Raw genomic sequence first — 14,818 nt, 5'->3', positions numbered from 1 at the left:
ATCTAATCAAAGACTAGAAATCAATATTCACTTCAGAATATTCATTTCTAAACTCTAACAGCAGAAGCAGTTAATGGTGGAGCCAAACGGGATCGAACCGTTGACCTCCTGCGTGCAAGGCAGGCGCTCTCCCAGCTGAGCTATGGCCCCATAACAAAATTGGTGGGTCTGGGCAGATTCGAACTGCCGACCTCACCCTTATCAGGGGTGCGCTCTAACCAACTGAGCTACAGACCCAATTTCGAGCGTCACTGATTAGCTAAGAGCTATCAGCTTGGAGCTTAAAGCTGCTTCTATCGTCTTCTTCAATGAATCAAGCAATTCGTGTGGGAACTTATGGAGCAGCTGATGTCGTCGATTAAGGAGGTGATCCAGCCGCAGGTTCCCCTACGGCTACCTTGTTACGACTTCACCCCAGTCATGAATCACACCGTGGTAACCGTCCTCCCGAGGGTTAGACTAGCTACTTCTGGTGCAACCCACTCCCATGGTGTGACGGGCGGTGTGTACAAGGCCCGGGAACGTATTCACCGCGACATTCTGATTCGCGATTACTAGCGATTCCGACTTCACGCAGTCGAGTTGCAGACTGCGATCCGGACTACGATCGGTTTTGTGGGATTAGCTCCACCTCGCGGCTTGGCAACCCTCTGTACCGACCATTGTAGCACGTGTGTAGCCCAGGCCGTAAGGGCCATGATGACTTGACGTCATCCCCACCTTCCTCCGGTTTGTCACCGGCAGTCTCCTTAGAGTGCCCACCATAACGTGCTGGTAACTAAGGACAAGGGTTGCGCTCGTTACGGGACTTAACCCAACATCTCACGACACGAGCTGACGACAGCCATGCAGCACCTGTCTCAATGTTCCCGAAGGCACCAATCTATCTCTAGAAAGTTCATTGGATGTCAAGGCCTGGTAAGGTTCTTCGCGTTGCTTCGAATTAAACCACATGCTCCACCGCTTGTGCGGGCCCCCGTCAATTCATTTGAGTTTTAACCTTGCGGCCGTACTCCCCAGGCGGTCAACTTAATGCGTTAGCTGCGCCACTAAAAGCTCAAGGCTTCCAACGGCTAGTTGACATCGTTTACGGCGTGGACTACCAGGGTATCTAATCCTGTTTGCTCCCCACGCTTTCGCACCTCAGTGTCAGTATTAGTCCAGGTGGTCGCCTTCGCCACTGGTGTTCCTTCCTATATCTACGCATTTCACCGCTACACAGGAAATTCCACCACCCTCTACCATACTCTAGTCAGTCAGTTTTGAATGCAGTTCCCAGGTTGAGCCCGGGGATTTCACATCCAACTTAACAAACCACCTACGCGCGCTTTACGCCCAGTAATTCCGATTAACGCTTGCACCCTCTGTATTACCGCGGCTGCTGGCACAGAGTTAGCCGGTGCTTATTCTGTCGGTAACGTCAAAACACTAACGTATTAGGTTAATGCCCTTCCTCCCAACTTAAAGTGCTTTACAATCCGAAGACCTTCTTCACACACGCGGCATGGCTGGATCAGGCTTTCGCCCATTGTCCAATATTCCCCACTGCTGCCTCCCGTAGGAGTCTGGACCGTGTCTCAGTTCCAGTGTGACTGATCATCCTCTCAGACCAGTTACGGATCGTCGCCTTGGTGAGCCATTACCTCACCAACTAGCTAATCCGACCTAGGCTCATCTGATAGCGCAAGGCCCGAAGGTCCCCTGCTTTCTCCCGTAGGACGTATGCGGTATTAGCGTCCGTTTCCGAACGTTATCCCCCACTACCAGGCAGATTCCTAGGCTTTACTCACCCGTCCGCCGCTCTCAAGAGGAGCAAGCTCCTCTCTACCGCTCGACTTGCATGTGTTAGGCCTGCCGCCAGCGTTCAATCTGAGCCATGATCAAACTCTTCAGTTCAAACATCTTTGGGTTTTTAAGAAACCCTAAACTTGGCTCAGCAATCGTTGGTTACATCTTTGATTTCTCGCGGAGTAACTTGTGATGCTGATAATCTTGTTGACTATCAGTCTGACTCCACAAGCACCCACACGAATTGCTTGATTCAGTTGTTAAAGAGCGGTTGGTTAAGATCTTTCGTCTCAACCGAGGCGCGCATTCTACAGCAGCCTCATTTGCTGTCAAGTGGTTATTTTCAGAAGTTTTCGAAGAATTCTTCAACAACTTCAACCACTTGCGCTTACGATCTCTCGTTAGCGGGAGGCGAATTCTACAGCGTTACACGCTGCTGTCAACACCTCTTTTTCAACTTCCTTCTGGCTTCGATGAACTGAAGCAACTTGCTGCCGAAAACTTCATAACTCTTTGTTTACCAAGGAGTTTTACGTTTCGACTGCGCCGGAAGTGGGGCGAATTATAGACAGATATAAAACGCCGTCAATCCTTAATTACGTTTTTGTCGCAGAAAGTGGTTTTTTCGCAATAAGGCGGGGAATCCGGCGCATCACTGGCGGGATCCGCAGCACCAGCAGCAGCGCCCCTATAGATGCATAGACCGCCCACTCCTTCAGGTCGGCCCGCACAATCCACAACATATGCAACAAACCGAGCCCAAGAATTACGTACACCAGGCGGTGCAGCTTCTTCCAACGACTGCCCAACCGACGCTGGCTATAGCGATTGGATGTCACTGCCAGTACCAACAAGCCAAGGAAACCCAACGCACCGACAATAATGTAGGGCCGTTTACGCAGCTCCACGCCGAACTGCGACCAATCCAGCCCCAGGATAAAGACGCAGTACGCGGCCAGATGCAGCGCCACATACGCAAAACACCACAGCCCCAATTGTCGGCGCACCGCAATCCACCCTGCCCACCCGCTGAGCTTTTGCAACGGCGTCATGCCCAACGTGATCAGCAACAGGATCAAGGTGCCAAGCCCCAACCGATCCATCAACACTTTGCCTGGATCAGGCCCGAGCACAGAACTCCACGCCTCGTACAGCCAGAAAAATGGCCATATCGCGGCGGCTATAAAGACGCCAATGCGCCAGATTAGATAACGCATCAGTAGTTCTTCCGCAGATCCAGGCCCGTATAGAGAGAAGCGACCTCATCCGAATAGCCGTTGAACATTTGCGTCTCGCGCACATTCGGGCTGAACAGACCGCTCGGCAAACGGCGCTCACGCGCCTGAGTCCAGCGAGGGTGGTCGACGGTCGGATTCACATTTGCGTAGAACCCATATTCATTGGCCGCAATACTTTGCCAAGTCGTCTTCGGCTGCTCGCTGACCAAGCTGATCCGCACAATCGACTTCACGCTCTTGAAGCCGTACTTCCACGGCACTACAAGACGCAATGGCGCGCCGTTCTGGTTCGGTAATTCCCGTCCATACATCCCCACGGCCAGGATCGCCAACGGATTCATTGCTTCATCCAGACGCAGCCCTTCTACATAAGGCCAGTCGATCAAGCCGAAGCTGGAGCGCTGGCCCGGCATGCTTTTGGGATCCTGCAGCGTTTCAAAGCGGATGTACTTGGCTTTAGCGGTCGGCTCAACCTGCTTGAGCAAGGCTGAAATAGGAAAGCCCATCCACGGGATCACCATCGACCACGCCTCGACACAACGCAGACGGTAGATACGCTCTTCCAATTGATAAGGCTTCATGAAGTCTTCCAGGGCATAGCGCCCGGGTTTACCGACTTCTCCATCAATCACCACACTCCAGGGTTCAGTCTTGAGTGAACCGGCATTCTTTGCCGGGTCGCCCTTGTCCGTACCGAACTCATAGAAGTTGTTGTAGTGGGTGGCGTCCTTGAACGGGGTGATGGCTTCGTCTTTTACCGTAACCGCCTGCCATTGGGTATTGGGCAGTTTCTCGGCAAACCAGCCTGGGGCATTGCCCGGCTCCACATCGGCATAACGCGCCGCATCGTCGGCACTGGCCCAACGCGGCAGCGCAGTGGCCGCAACGCCCGCAAGCGCACCGCCGAGCAAGCTGCGACGAGAAAGATAGAAGGATTCAGGCGTGACATCCGACTCGTGACAATCGGACGCTTTAGGGATCTTGATTAACATGGCAACTCCGCAGCATTGGAGAACTGATGCACCAATAGACTGCGGAGTATGGGGGAAATTACATTAAGACAATGTTTTGTCGCGGCGCAGATGCAACAGGTATTGAATCGGCCCCGAAGCGGCATACACCAGGAACGCCAGCAGCAGAATACGCGGCGGATCACTGAAGACGACCGCAAACACCAGCACAACCACCAGGATCGCCACGAAAGGCACGCGCCCCTTGAGGTCGAACTCCTTGAAGCTGTTGTACTTGATGTTGCTGACCATCAGCATGCCGGCGGCTGCAACCATCAAGGCCACCAGGAACGACATCTTCGAACCCTGGATACCGTAGTCACTGAACGCCCAGACGATACCGGCCACTACACCTGCCGCCGCCGGGCTGGCCAGGCCGATGAAGTAACGCTTGTCGGCAGTACCCACTTGGGTGTTGAAGCGTGCCAGACGCAACGCGGCGCCGGCGACATAGATGAAGGCAACCATCCAGCCGACCTTGCCCATGTCACCCAGCGCCCAGGCAAACGCCAGCAGTGCCGGCGCAACGCCGAAGGCCACCATGTCCGACAGCGAGTCGTACTCGGCACCGAAAGCGCTTTGGGTATTGGTCATGCGCGCCACCCGGCCATCCAGGCCGTCGAGCACCATGGCCACGAAGATGGCGATAGCGGCAAAGCCGAAATACTTGCTGGCACTCGCCGCATCACCCGCCGCCAATGCGCTTTGCGCACTCATGGAGTTGATGATGGAGTAGAACCCGGCAAACAGGTTCGCCGTGGTGAACAGATTGGGCAGAAGATAGATGCCACGATGCCGGACCTTGCGACCTTCCGCATCATGCCCTTCTTCGACATGCTCATCGATCGGTAGCAGGCTTTCGGCGTCAGAGGCCTGGTTTGGCTCTTCGGGACGTTCGGTCATGGACTTTACCTTGCAACGGTGTGAAAAGAATTCGACAAATACTTGCAGGGCGTGTTCGCCCGCAAACGATGCAGCTTTATACCAGAACCCGCCCCCAAACGAAAAAACGCGGCCTAAGCCGCGTTTTCTCTTGATGCGTACGACTTAGTTTTTAGCTTTGTCGACGATCTTGTTGGCACCGATCCACGGCATCATGGAGCGCAGTTGCTCGCCGATCACTTCGATACCGTGAGCGGCGTTGTTACGACGCTTGGCGGTCATCGAAGGGTAGCCGGTAGCGCCTTCGCTGATGAACATTTTGGCGTATTCGCCGTCCTGAATACGTTTCAGGGCGTTGCGCATGGCCTGACGGGATTCGGCGTTGATCACTTCCGGGCCGGTCACGTACTCGCCGTATTCGGCGTTGTTGGAGATCGAGTAGTTCATGTTGGCGATACCGCCTTCGTACATGAGGTCAACGATCAGCTTCAGTTCGTGCAGGCATTCGAAGTAGGCCATTTCCGGCGCGTAGCCAGCTTCAACCAGGGTTTCGAAACCAGCTTTTACCAGTTCAACGGTACCGCCGCACAGAACGGCTTGTTCGCCGAACAGGTCGGTTTCGGTCTCGTCCTTGAAGGTGGTTTCGATGATGCCGGTACGACCGCCACCCACGCCGGCGGCGTAGGACAGTGCAACGTTTTTGGCGTTGCCCGAAGCGTCCTGGTAGATCGCGATCAGGTCAGGGATACCGCCGCCTTTGACGAACTCGGAACGCACGGTGTGGCCCGGTGCTTTCGGCGCGATCATGATCACGTCGAGGTCATCGCGTGGCACAACCTGGTTGTAGTGAATCGCGAAGCCGTGGGAGAAGGCCAGGGTGGCGCCCTTCTTGATGTTCGGCTCGATTTCGTTCTTGTACAGCGCGGACTGGAACTCGTCCGGGGTCAGGATCATGACCAGGTCGGCAGCGGCAACGGCGGAAGCCACGTCAGTCACTTTCAGGCCGTGGGCTTCAGCTTTGGCAACAGTGGTCGAGCCTTTGCGCAGGCCGACAGTCACGTCAACGCCGGAATCTTTCAGGTTGCACGCTTGGGCGTGGCCCTGGGAACCGTAGCCGATGATGGCGACTTTCTTGCCCTGGATGATCGACAGGTCACAATCTTTATCGTAATAAACTTTCATGAGGTTCCTCTATATATCCAGGCCGTAAGGCCATTCGCTAATTTGGGTTAGATGCTGAGTACTTTGTCGCCACGGGCAATCCCGGTGACACCACTGCGTACCGTTTCCAGAATCGAGGCCGTCCCGATCGACTGGATGAAGCTGTCCAGCTTGTCGCTTGTACCGGTCAGTTGAACGGTATAAACGCTGGCGCTCACATCGACGATCTGCCCGCGATAAATATCGGTGGTGCGTTTGATCTCGGCACGTTGGGCACCCGTGGCCTTGACTTTAACCAGCATCAGCTCGCGCTCGATGTGGGCACTTTCCGACAGGTCGACCAGCTTGACCACTTCGATCAGCTTGTTGAGGTTCTTGGTGATCTGCTCGATCACCTCATCGTGGCCAACAGTAGTCAACGTCAGGCGCGACAGGGTCGGGTCTTCGGTCGGCGCCACGGTCAGGCTTTCGATGTTGTAGTTGCGTTGCGAAAACAGGCCGACAACACGAGACAGAGCGCCGGGTTCGTTCTCCAGAAGCAGGGAGATAATGTGCCGCATGATTAGGTACGCTCCGTCTTGTTCAGCCACATGTCGCGCATAGAGCCGTCTTTGATCTGCATCGGGTAGACGTGCTCGCTGGTATCCACTTGAATATCGAGGAACACCAGGCGGTCCTTCATGGCGAACGCCTCTTCCATCTTCGGCTTCAGATCTTTCAAATCGGTGATGCGCATGCCGACGTGGCCGTAGGCTTCAACCAACTTGATGAAATCCGGCAGCGATTCCATGTAGGAATGGGAGTGACGGCTGTTGTAGCTCATGTCCTGCCACTGACGAACCATGCCCAGCACGCCGTTGTTCAAGCACACGATCTTCACCGGAAGACCGTACTGCAGGCACGTCGACAGTTCCTGGATGTTCATCTGGATGCTGCCCTCACCCGTCACGCAGGCGACGTCGGTGTCCGGGAAGCTCAGTTTGATCCCCATGGCCGCAGGGAAACCAAAGCCCATCGTGCCCAGGCCACCGGAGTTGATCCAGCGGTTAGGCTTGTCGAACTTGTAGTACTGCGCGGCGAACATCTGGTGCTGGCCTACGTCGGAGGTCACAAAGGCGTCGCCCTTGGTCACTTCGCACAGGGTTTCGATCACGGTTTGTGGCTTGATGATGCTGCCGTCGCCCTTGTCGTAAGGGAACAGGCCGCGGTCACCGCGCCATTCGTCGATCTGCTTCCACCAGCTGGCAACCGATTCCTTGTTCGGCGTTTCGCCGATGTCCTTGAGCGCCGCAACCATTTCGGTCAGCACGCTTTCTACCGGACCCACAATCGGCACGTCGGCCTTGATGGTCTTGGAGATGGACGCCGGGTCGATGTCGATGTGGATGATTTTGGCATTCGGGCAGAATTTGCTCGGACCATTGATCACACGGTCATCAAACCGCGCGCCCACCGCCAGGATGACGTCGGCGTGGTGCATGGCCAGGTTGGCGGTGTAGCTGCCGTGCATGCCAAGCATGCCGACGAACTGACGGTCCGTACCCGGGAATGCGCCGAGGCCCATCAGGGTATTGGTCACCGGCAGGTTGAGCAGCTTGGCCAATTCGGTCAGAGGTGCAGAACCGCCGCCCAGAATCACGCCACCGCCGGAGTACAGCACTGGGCGCTTGGCCGCCAAGAGCATTTCTGCCGCCTTGCGGATTTGCCCCGAGTGCCCACGAACGGCAGGGCTGTAGGAACGCAGCTTGGCTTTCTTGGGAAAGATGTATTCGAATTTCTCGGCCGGGTTGGTCATGTCTTTCGGGATATCAACCACTACAGGGCCCGGGCGACCGGACTGTGCGAGGTAGAAGGCCTTTTTCATGACTTCCGGGATTTCCGACGCGTGCTTGATCATGAAGCTGTGTTTCACGATCGGCCGGGAGATACCGATCATGTCGGTTTCCTGGAATGCATCGGTCCCGACCATGGTGCTGGGCACCTGGCCAGAAATGATCACCATCGGGATGGAGTCCATATAGGCAGTCGCGATGCCGGTAATGGCATTGGTTGCGCCTGGGCCGGAGGTGACCAGTACCACACCGGCTTTACCGGTGGCACGGGCGTAGCCGTCAGCCATATGGGTCGCGGCCTGTTCGTGGCGAACCAGGATGTGGGTAACAGCCGGTTCCTTGAACAGTGCGTCGTAAACATGCAGCAGAGCACCACCTGGGTACCCGTAGATATAGTCGACGCCTTCGTCACGCAAAAAGCGGACGAGCATCTCACCGCCAGATAAAAGCTCCACGTTGTTCACCTCTAAAACGCCAGAATACCGTCCGTTAAAAACCGACGGGTCTTAATAGGTTTACTTCTCAACAGAGCATGAGCGACGGTGGTCGCCGACTACGTCAGCACTGACTGAGCAAGTATTGGGATCGTCCCAAGTGTTGCGGGCTTTTCCCACCCAGCGCGAGGTAACGCGTTGCGGGTGTTACAGGTCGGCGCGGATATGCGCCTCATGATCTGCTGAGCGGGCCTGCTTCTGGCAGTCCCGATACAGCGGACTTTGGATTCTTCTGTTTCAGCCCCTTCAAGTCAAGCAATAATTGCGCTTTTTTCCAACTAAGCGCATGAGAACGAAGATTAAAGGGGTTTGAGGAGGGATAAAACTCGCCTGAATGTCGTCAAGCGGTAGAAATGTGCGCAAGACTGCCGGAAAACCCGGCAGTCAGGCAATTAACGAGCGTCGACGATCAATTGGTCGAACTTTTTCAGCGCATTGCGTAGGCCAATGCTCTCAAGCGGGCGATCGGCGTAAACCATCTCCGCCATCTCGAGTATTCCCGATGCATTGGGCAATGGCAGGTCCTGCTCGAGGATCTGCTTCATGCGCACCAGGAAGATCCATTGCAGCCACTGGTGAAAGTCCAGCGTGTCCACCGAAAACGGCTCGACGCTGCCAAGCGCTTCAGCGCTGGGGGACACCTCGTCCCACCAACCCTGCACCCGTAACTCACGCTCAATCAGCAACAGCTGTTCGGCAATTGCCGGAAACCGTGCATCCATCAGAGGCTGACCTTGGCTTTTTGCCGCGCCTGGGCAGCACCGGCGGCGTCGCCTTGTGCGGCACGCGCGTCACCAATCAAAGCCCACAGGTTGGCTTGCAGGTCGGGGCGACCGTTGGCCAACGTCAGGCCGCGACGGGCGAACTGCTCGGCTTGCGGCGCGTCGCCTTGGGCCAGGCGCACCTGGGCCAGGCGATACAGCACTTGCGGCTCACGCGGCGCCACACGCTGGGCGCGCTCAAGGCTCGACGATGCCCCGTTCAGGTCACCACCGGATTGTTGCTGCTGGGCGGTGGTCAGCAAAGCCAGCACCGGCCCGTCCAGTTGCTCGTCAGCCGACAGGCCGCCCGCGTTAGATGAAGACGGAATACCGCTCGGCGTCGACGGCGGCATGTTGTAAGTGCCCTGATTGATCGGCGCCGTCTGGATCGGTGCGGAGTTGGCCGGCCCCGATGTGCTTGGCCCTGGCGTCCAAGGCTCGGCACTGATCGGCGCCGACGTCGCAGCACCGCCGCCCGGCACCATCACCACCACACCCGAATCCTGCGGTATGGACTGAGGCGTAGCTTGGGCAGGACGCTTGACCACGGTCTGACGGAAACCGCCAGTGGCCGAGATACGGTCGTTATTGGAAACGTTCGTGCTTGAGTCCACCACGGGAATGGAACCGCGCTGCACGCTGGAGCAACCGCCGAGCATAACCAGGGCGGTAATAGCTGGAATCCACAACTTGTTCACTTGAAACCCTCTTTGCTTAATGCATCCAGCCCTTGACCCAATCCATCACCGAATCCGCGTCAGCGGGGGCACTGCCACCGCACGCAGCACCAGCAGGTGGCTCGCTGCCGCGAATATACGGCATCTGTACCGCGCCCGGACAGTTGGCGTCGGAGCCTTGTCCGGTGTGCGGATCAATCCACGCCTGCACGATGTTGTCCGGCTGCGGCATGTTCAGCGGCAACGGATCGGCCTTGCGCATGAAACTGGTCCACACCTGCAGCGCACCGGTCGCACCGGTGAACGGGGTTTTGCCGTTATCGTCGCGGCCCAGCCACACCACGGCCAGCACATCCTGGCCGAAGCCTGCGAACCAGCTGTCACGCGAATCGTTACTGGTGCCGGTTTTGCCCGCCAGCGTCAGGTTCGACGGCAGCACGCTGTACACCGAACGCCCGGTACCTTCACGCATCACGCGCTGCATGGCGTTCTGGATCAGGTAGATGGAGCCCGCGTCAAAGCGCTGCTGGATCTGGAATGGGTAACGCTTGAGCGGCTCGCCCTCGGCGGTCAGCACACTGCGAATGCCGCGCATCGGGGTATTGAAGCCACCGTTGGCGAGGGTCTGGTACATCGTCGCCACTTCCATCGGGGTCATGGCGCCAGCGCCCAGCAGCATCGATGGGAACGCCGGGAACTCACGGGTGATGCCCAGTCGCCCCAGGGTTTTCAGCACATTCGGCACGCCCACTTCAAGCCCAAGGCGCGAGGTAGAGATGTTGTAGGAATGCGCCAGGCCCTGGTACAGGAACACAGTGCCGTGGGAGCGACGATCAAAGTTCTGCGGCGTCCACACCTGGCCATCCGCGCCCTTGACCGACAGCGGGTCATCCGACAGCCAACTGGTCAGGGTGTATTTGCTTGGTTTTTCCAGGGCCGTGAGGTAAACCGCCGGTTTGACCAGCGAGCCGATCGGCCGCACCGCATCTAGCGCACGGTTGAAACCGGCAAAACTGGCCTGGCGGCTGCCAATCATGGCCTGCACTTCACCGGTTTCCGGGTTGGTTACCACCATCGCCGCTTCGACTTCATCCGAGCCTTTACGGCCGGTCAGGCGCTTGAAGGTGTCGTTGACCGACGCTTCGGCTTTCATCTGCAAGATCGGGTCAAAACTGGTGAAGATCCGCAGGCCCTCTTCGGTCAAGTCTTCGTCGCGGTAGTCTTCACGTAGCTGGCGTTTGACCAGATCGATAAAGCCCGGGAATGAACTGTCGGCCAGCTTGCCGCGAGTGGTAACACCCAGTGGCATTTTTTTCGCCGCCGCGACTTGTTCAGCGGTGGCCACGCCCTGCTGTTCGAGTACATCCAGCACCAGGTTACGGCGCTCAAGCGCACGTTCCGGGTTGCGGCGCGGGTTGTAATAGGACGGGCCCTTGACCATCCCCACCAGCAACGCGACTTGATGCAATTTCAATTCGGACAAAGGCTGGCCAAAGAAGAACTGGCTGGCCAAGCCGAAACCGTGCACGGCGCGCTGCCCATCCTGGCCGACAAAGACCTCGTTGAGGTACGCCTCGAGAATCTCCTGCTTGCTGTAATGCAGCTCCAGCAGCATGGCCATCATGGCTTCGGTGAGTTTACGGGTCAGGCTGCGCTCGTTGGTCAGGTAAAAGTTCTTGACCAATTGTTGCGTGAGCGTACTGCCGCCCTGGGTCATCTTGCCGCCGGAAGTGTTGACCCAGATGGCGCGGGCAATCGACTTGGGCGACACCCCCCAGTGGCTGTAGAAATCGCGGTCTTCAACGGCGATCAGCGTATCGAGCAGGTACGGTGGCACCTGATCGAGCTTGATCAGGATACGATCTTCGAGGTTCTTGGGGTAAATACCGCCGATCATCAGCGGTTCCAGGCGCACCACAGGTAACTTGGAGCCATTGAGCGACGACAGCTCGGCAACGTAGTCGCCGGAGAAGCGCACGCGTACCGGCTGGGCTTTCTCCAGGCCTTCATAGAACTGGAAGCCACGGGTATTCAGGTCGACGGTATTGCCGCTGACCGCGGCGGCGCCAGGGCCGTTACTCACGGGTTCGCGGCGATAGCCCAAGGCGTCGAGTTCGGTAAGGAAGTCTTCCTTGCTCAGCTTTTGGCCGGTGAACAATTCCAGCGGGCGTGCATACACCTTGGCCGGGATGGTCCAGCGCTTGCCGGAGAATTTCTCCTGGACCACGGCGTCGAGGTACACCGCGAAGCCTGCGAGCACCACAAGGCCTACCAGGCTTAGCTTGATGGCCCAGCCCAGCCACGGGCGCAGGCCGCGTGAAGGAGGTTTTTTACGGGAACGGGGAGATCGGGTTCGAGTCATGGCGGCGGATTATACGCACTTTATTGACGATCAACATGAGCCGGACAGCGGTTTGCACGACCGACTGTAACCGCCATAATGCCGGCCATGATTTCCCCCAGACTTTGAAGGATCGCCCGTGAGCCAGTCCCTGATCGCAGCCCTGCAAAACCCGGCTTTGTATCCCCATCCGGTTGAAGCGTTCCAAGTCATTGAGACCCATATTTCCTGGGTCATACTGACCGGCCCGTATGCTTATAAGCTGAAGAAGCCGATGAACTTCGGCTTTCTGGATTTCACCCATCTGGACGACCGCGGCCACTTCTGCCGCGAAGAGCTGCGCCTTAACCAGCGCCTGACTGAAGATTTGTATCTTGACGTGTTGCCAATCACCGGCAGCGCCGAAGCCCCGCAATTGGGCGGAGATGGCCCGGTCATCGAATACGCGCTGAAAATGCGCCAATTCCCGCAAAGCCAGCTGCTCAGCACCCTGCAAGCCAATGGCGAGGTCACCAGCGCGCACATTGACGACATGGCCAAGCAGATTGCGCACTTCCACCTCAGCGCCCCGAAAGTGCCGCAAGACCACCCCGCCGGCACGCCGGATGAAGTGATGGCGCCGGTTCGCCAGAACTTCGACCAGATCCGCCCGTTCCTCAGCGACAAGGCCGACCTGGCTCAACTCGATGCCCTGCAAGCCTGGGCCGAAGCCAGCTTCGAACGCCTCAAGCCACTGCTGGCCCAGCGCAAGCTCGAAGGGTTCACTCGCGAATGTCACGGTGATATCCACTTGGGCAACGCCACCTTGATCGATGGCCAGGTGGTGATCTTCGACTGCATCGAGTTCAACGAGCCGTTCCGCTTCACCGATGTGTATGCCGACACGGCCTTCCTGGCGATGGACCTGGAAGACCGCGGCCTCAAATCCCTGGCGCGCCGTTTTATCAGCCAGTACCTGGAGCTGACCGGCGACTATCAGGGCCTTGAAGTGCTGAACTTCTATAAAGCCTACCGTGCACTGGTGCGCGCCAAGGTGTCGTTGTTCAGCATGCCAAGCGAGGCCAGCCCGGTGCAACGCGCCACCACCCTGCGCCAATACCGCAACTACGCGAACCTGGCGGAAAGCTACAGCACCATTCCATCGCGCTTCCTGGCGATAACCCACGGTGTTTCGGCCGTCGGTAAAAGCCACGTGGCCATGCGCCTGGTGGAAGCCTTGGGAGCCGTGCGCCTGCGTTCGGACGTGGAACGCAAGCGCCTGTTTGGTGAACAGAAGGTCGAGAACACCCCGCAAGCCGGTATCTACGCCGCCGAAGCCAGCGCTGCCACCTACGCTCGCTTGAATGAAATCGCCGATACCGTCTTGCGTGCTGGCTACCCGGTGGTGCTGGACGCGACCTTCCTGAAAAGCGCACAACGCAACGCCGCCGCCAAGATTGCCGAGGCCACCGGCGCGCCTTTCCTGATCCTCGATTGCAACGCACCGCAAGCCGTTATCGCTAGCTGGCTGGCGCAACGTCAGGCGGATAAAAACGATCCTTCCGACGCGACACTCACCATTATCGAAGAGCAACAGGCCAACCGTGACCCGCTGACCGCCGAAGAACTGCTGCTGAGCAAACGCGTGGAAACCAACGAGAGCGGCACACTCGACGCTCTGGTGGCGCACATTCGCCAGCGCCTGCCCGGCCTGTAAGAAATATTTCTTGGTCGTGTCGCCGATCTTCGGTGCACGACCGAGCAATAGTGGCACTATAATGGCGTCATAATTCCAACAGGAGTCGCCGTCATGAGTCAGCCCAAGCTTCTTGATACCCCGCTCTACGCACTCCTGCATAAAGACGACATTCGCGGCTTCAACCAGGAGCGCCCCAAAGACGGCACCATCGACATGCGCGGTGGCGACTTCCGCGGCCTGGACCTGCGTGACCTGAACGCCACGGGCGTGGATTTCACCGACGCCTACTTCCGCTCTGCCGACCTGCGCGGCCTGGACCTGCGCGAGTGCTCATTGGAAGGCGCCAGCCTGGCCCATGCGCAGATTTCCGGCACCTACTTCTCCCCCGAACTGACGGCTGACGAGATCCTGATGTCGGTCAATTTCGGCACTCGTTTGCGCTACCGCACCAAGTAACCTCATCTTTCGGGCCCCAGCTACGCCTCACGCGTAGCGGCGCCTCCTGCCTGCTTGTCGGCAATACCTTCAAAAATTCTTATAAGCTTTTCAGCCGTTCCTGACCAAAGAACCACGCTTTTCCTACTGAGCGCTACACTCCTTTTCAGGCTTGCCTGGTCACGATACCCACCGCACCATTCGGCCGTCGCAAGGAGGCTTGATGAACGATGAGCTGCAACACCTGAAAAACCTGGGCAAGACGTCGGCGCAGTGGCTGCATGCGGTGGGCATCCACAGTGCGTCCGACCTACGCCGCCTGGGAGCTGTAGATGCCTACCGAGCCGTTCGCACTCGCGGGTTTCGGGCCTCGAAAGTGCTGCTGTATGCAATTGAAGGAGCCTTGATGGACGTGCACTGGAACGACATCCCGACGGAGCGCAAGGAGGCATTGAACCGTCAGCTGGAGGCGATTTCAGTGCGCCAGAAGATTTAGGCCTGCAAGAATTTCCAATGTTTAC

General features: G+C 57.5%; 12 protein-coding genes, 2 tRNA genes and 1 rRNA gene. 3 read left to right on the top strand and 12 right to left on the bottom strand.

What is annotated here, in order from left to right:
* Positions 1-74: 74 nt before the first annotated feature.
* The 12 genes from QF043_RS03050 to mrcB form a co-directional block, all read right to left on the bottom strand.
* Positions 75-150: transfer RNA gene (locus QF043_RS03050), tRNA-Ala, on the bottom strand.
* Between the two features lie 10 nt (positions 151-160).
* Positions 161-237, bottom strand: a tRNA-Ile gene (locus QF043_RS03045).
* 122 nt (positions 238-359) lie between these two features.
* A 16S ribosomal RNA gene (locus QF043_RS03040) occupies positions 360-1,896 on the bottom strand.
* A 488-nt stretch (positions 1,897-2,384) separates the two neighbouring features.
* Positions 2,385-3,005 carry a protein-methionine-sulfoxide reductase heme-binding subunit MsrQ gene (msrQ, locus tag QF043_RS03035; protein ID WP_307417461.1) on the bottom strand — a complete coding sequence of 207 codons (621 nt, stop codon included), beginning with the start codon at positions 3,003-3,005 and terminating at the stop codon, positions 2,385-2,387.
* Positions 3,005-4,018 (bottom strand): protein-methionine-sulfoxide reductase catalytic subunit MsrP, encoded by a 1,014-nt coding sequence (gene msrP / locus QF043_RS03030; protein WP_236375197.1) that lies wholly within the window; start codon positions 4,016-4,018, stop codon positions 3,005-3,007. Before msrP ends, msrQ begins: the two co-directional genes overlap by 1 nt.
* A 63-nt stretch (positions 4,019-4,081) precedes the next feature.
* On the bottom strand, positions 4,082-4,939 hold the full coding sequence (pssA, locus tag QF043_RS03025; RefSeq protein WP_307417459.1) for a CDP-diacylglycerol--serine O-phosphatidyltransferase: 858 nt from the start codon (positions 4,937-4,939) through the stop codon (positions 4,082-4,084).
* 144 nt (positions 4,940-5,083) lie between these two features.
* Complete coding sequence (gene ilvC / locus QF043_RS03020; protein ID WP_307417458.1) at positions 5,084-6,100, bottom strand: ketol-acid reductoisomerase; 1,017 nt, start codon at positions 6,098-6,100, stop codon at positions 5,084-5,086.
* A 47-nt stretch (positions 6,101-6,147) separates the two neighbouring features.
* Positions 6,148-6,639, bottom strand: coding sequence for an acetolactate synthase small subunit (gene ilvN, locus QF043_RS03015; protein ID WP_003176102.1), 492 nt, complete (start codon positions 6,637-6,639; stop codon positions 6,148-6,150).
* A 2-nt stretch (positions 6,640-6,641) separates the two neighbouring features.
* Positions 6,642-8,366, bottom strand: coding sequence for an acetolactate synthase 3 large subunit (locus tag QF043_RS03010; protein WP_307417457.1), 1,725 nt, complete (start codon positions 8,364-8,366; stop codon positions 6,642-6,644).
* Positions 8,367-8,797: 431 nt separating this feature from the next.
* Positions 8,798-9,127, bottom strand: coding sequence for a YqcC family protein (locus QF043_RS03005; protein ID WP_056859780.1), 330 nt, complete (start codon positions 9,125-9,127; stop codon positions 8,798-8,800).
* Positions 9,127-9,864 carry a M48 family metallopeptidase gene (locus QF043_RS03000; protein ID WP_307417456.1) on the bottom strand — a complete coding sequence of 246 codons (738 nt, stop codon included), beginning with the start codon at positions 9,862-9,864 and terminating at the stop codon, positions 9,127-9,129. Before QF043_RS03000 ends, QF043_RS03005 begins: the two co-directional genes overlap by 1 nt.
* A 16-nt stretch (positions 9,865-9,880) precedes the next feature.
* The gene (mrcB, locus tag QF043_RS02995) at positions 9,881-12,205 is read right to left on the bottom strand and encodes a penicillin-binding protein 1B (RefSeq protein ID WP_056859778.1); all 2,325 of its coding nucleotides are present in this window, start codon (positions 12,203-12,205) and stop codon (positions 9,881-9,883) included.
* Positions 12,206-12,323: 118 nt separating this feature from the next.
* Here mrcB and QF043_RS02990 point away from each other — a divergent pair, with 118 nt between their 5' ends.
* The 3 genes from QF043_RS02990 (at position 12,324) to QF043_RS02980 (ending at position 14,793) form a co-directional block, all read left to right on the top strand.
* Positions 12,324-13,880, top strand: a complete 1,557-nt coding sequence (locus tag QF043_RS02990; RefSeq protein WP_307417455.1) for a bifunctional aminoglycoside phosphotransferase/ATP-binding protein — start codon at positions 12,324-12,326, stop codon at positions 13,878-13,880.
* A 93-nt stretch (positions 13,881-13,973) separates the two neighbouring features.
* The gene (locus tag QF043_RS02985; protein ID WP_056859776.1) at positions 13,974-14,318 is read left to right on the top strand and encodes a pentapeptide repeat-containing protein; all 345 of its coding nucleotides are present in this window, start codon (positions 13,974-13,976) and stop codon (positions 14,316-14,318) included.
* A gap of 202 nt (positions 14,319-14,520) precedes the next feature.
* Positions 14,521-14,793, top strand: coding sequence for a TfoX/Sxy family protein (locus tag QF043_RS02980; RefSeq protein WP_307417454.1), 273 nt, complete (start codon positions 14,521-14,523; stop codon positions 14,791-14,793).
* The last annotated feature ends 25 nt before the right edge of the window (positions 14,794-14,818 follow it).

The sequence above is a fragment of the Pseudomonas sp. W3I7 genome, from assembly GCF_030816095.1.
GTDB classification, from domain to species: domain Bacteria; phylum Pseudomonadota; class Gammaproteobacteria; order Pseudomonadales; family Pseudomonadaceae; genus Aquipseudomonas; species Aquipseudomonas salomonii.
The sequence above is the reverse complement of the archived record's forward strand: the minus strand, read 5'-3'. Positions and strand labels throughout refer to the sequence as shown.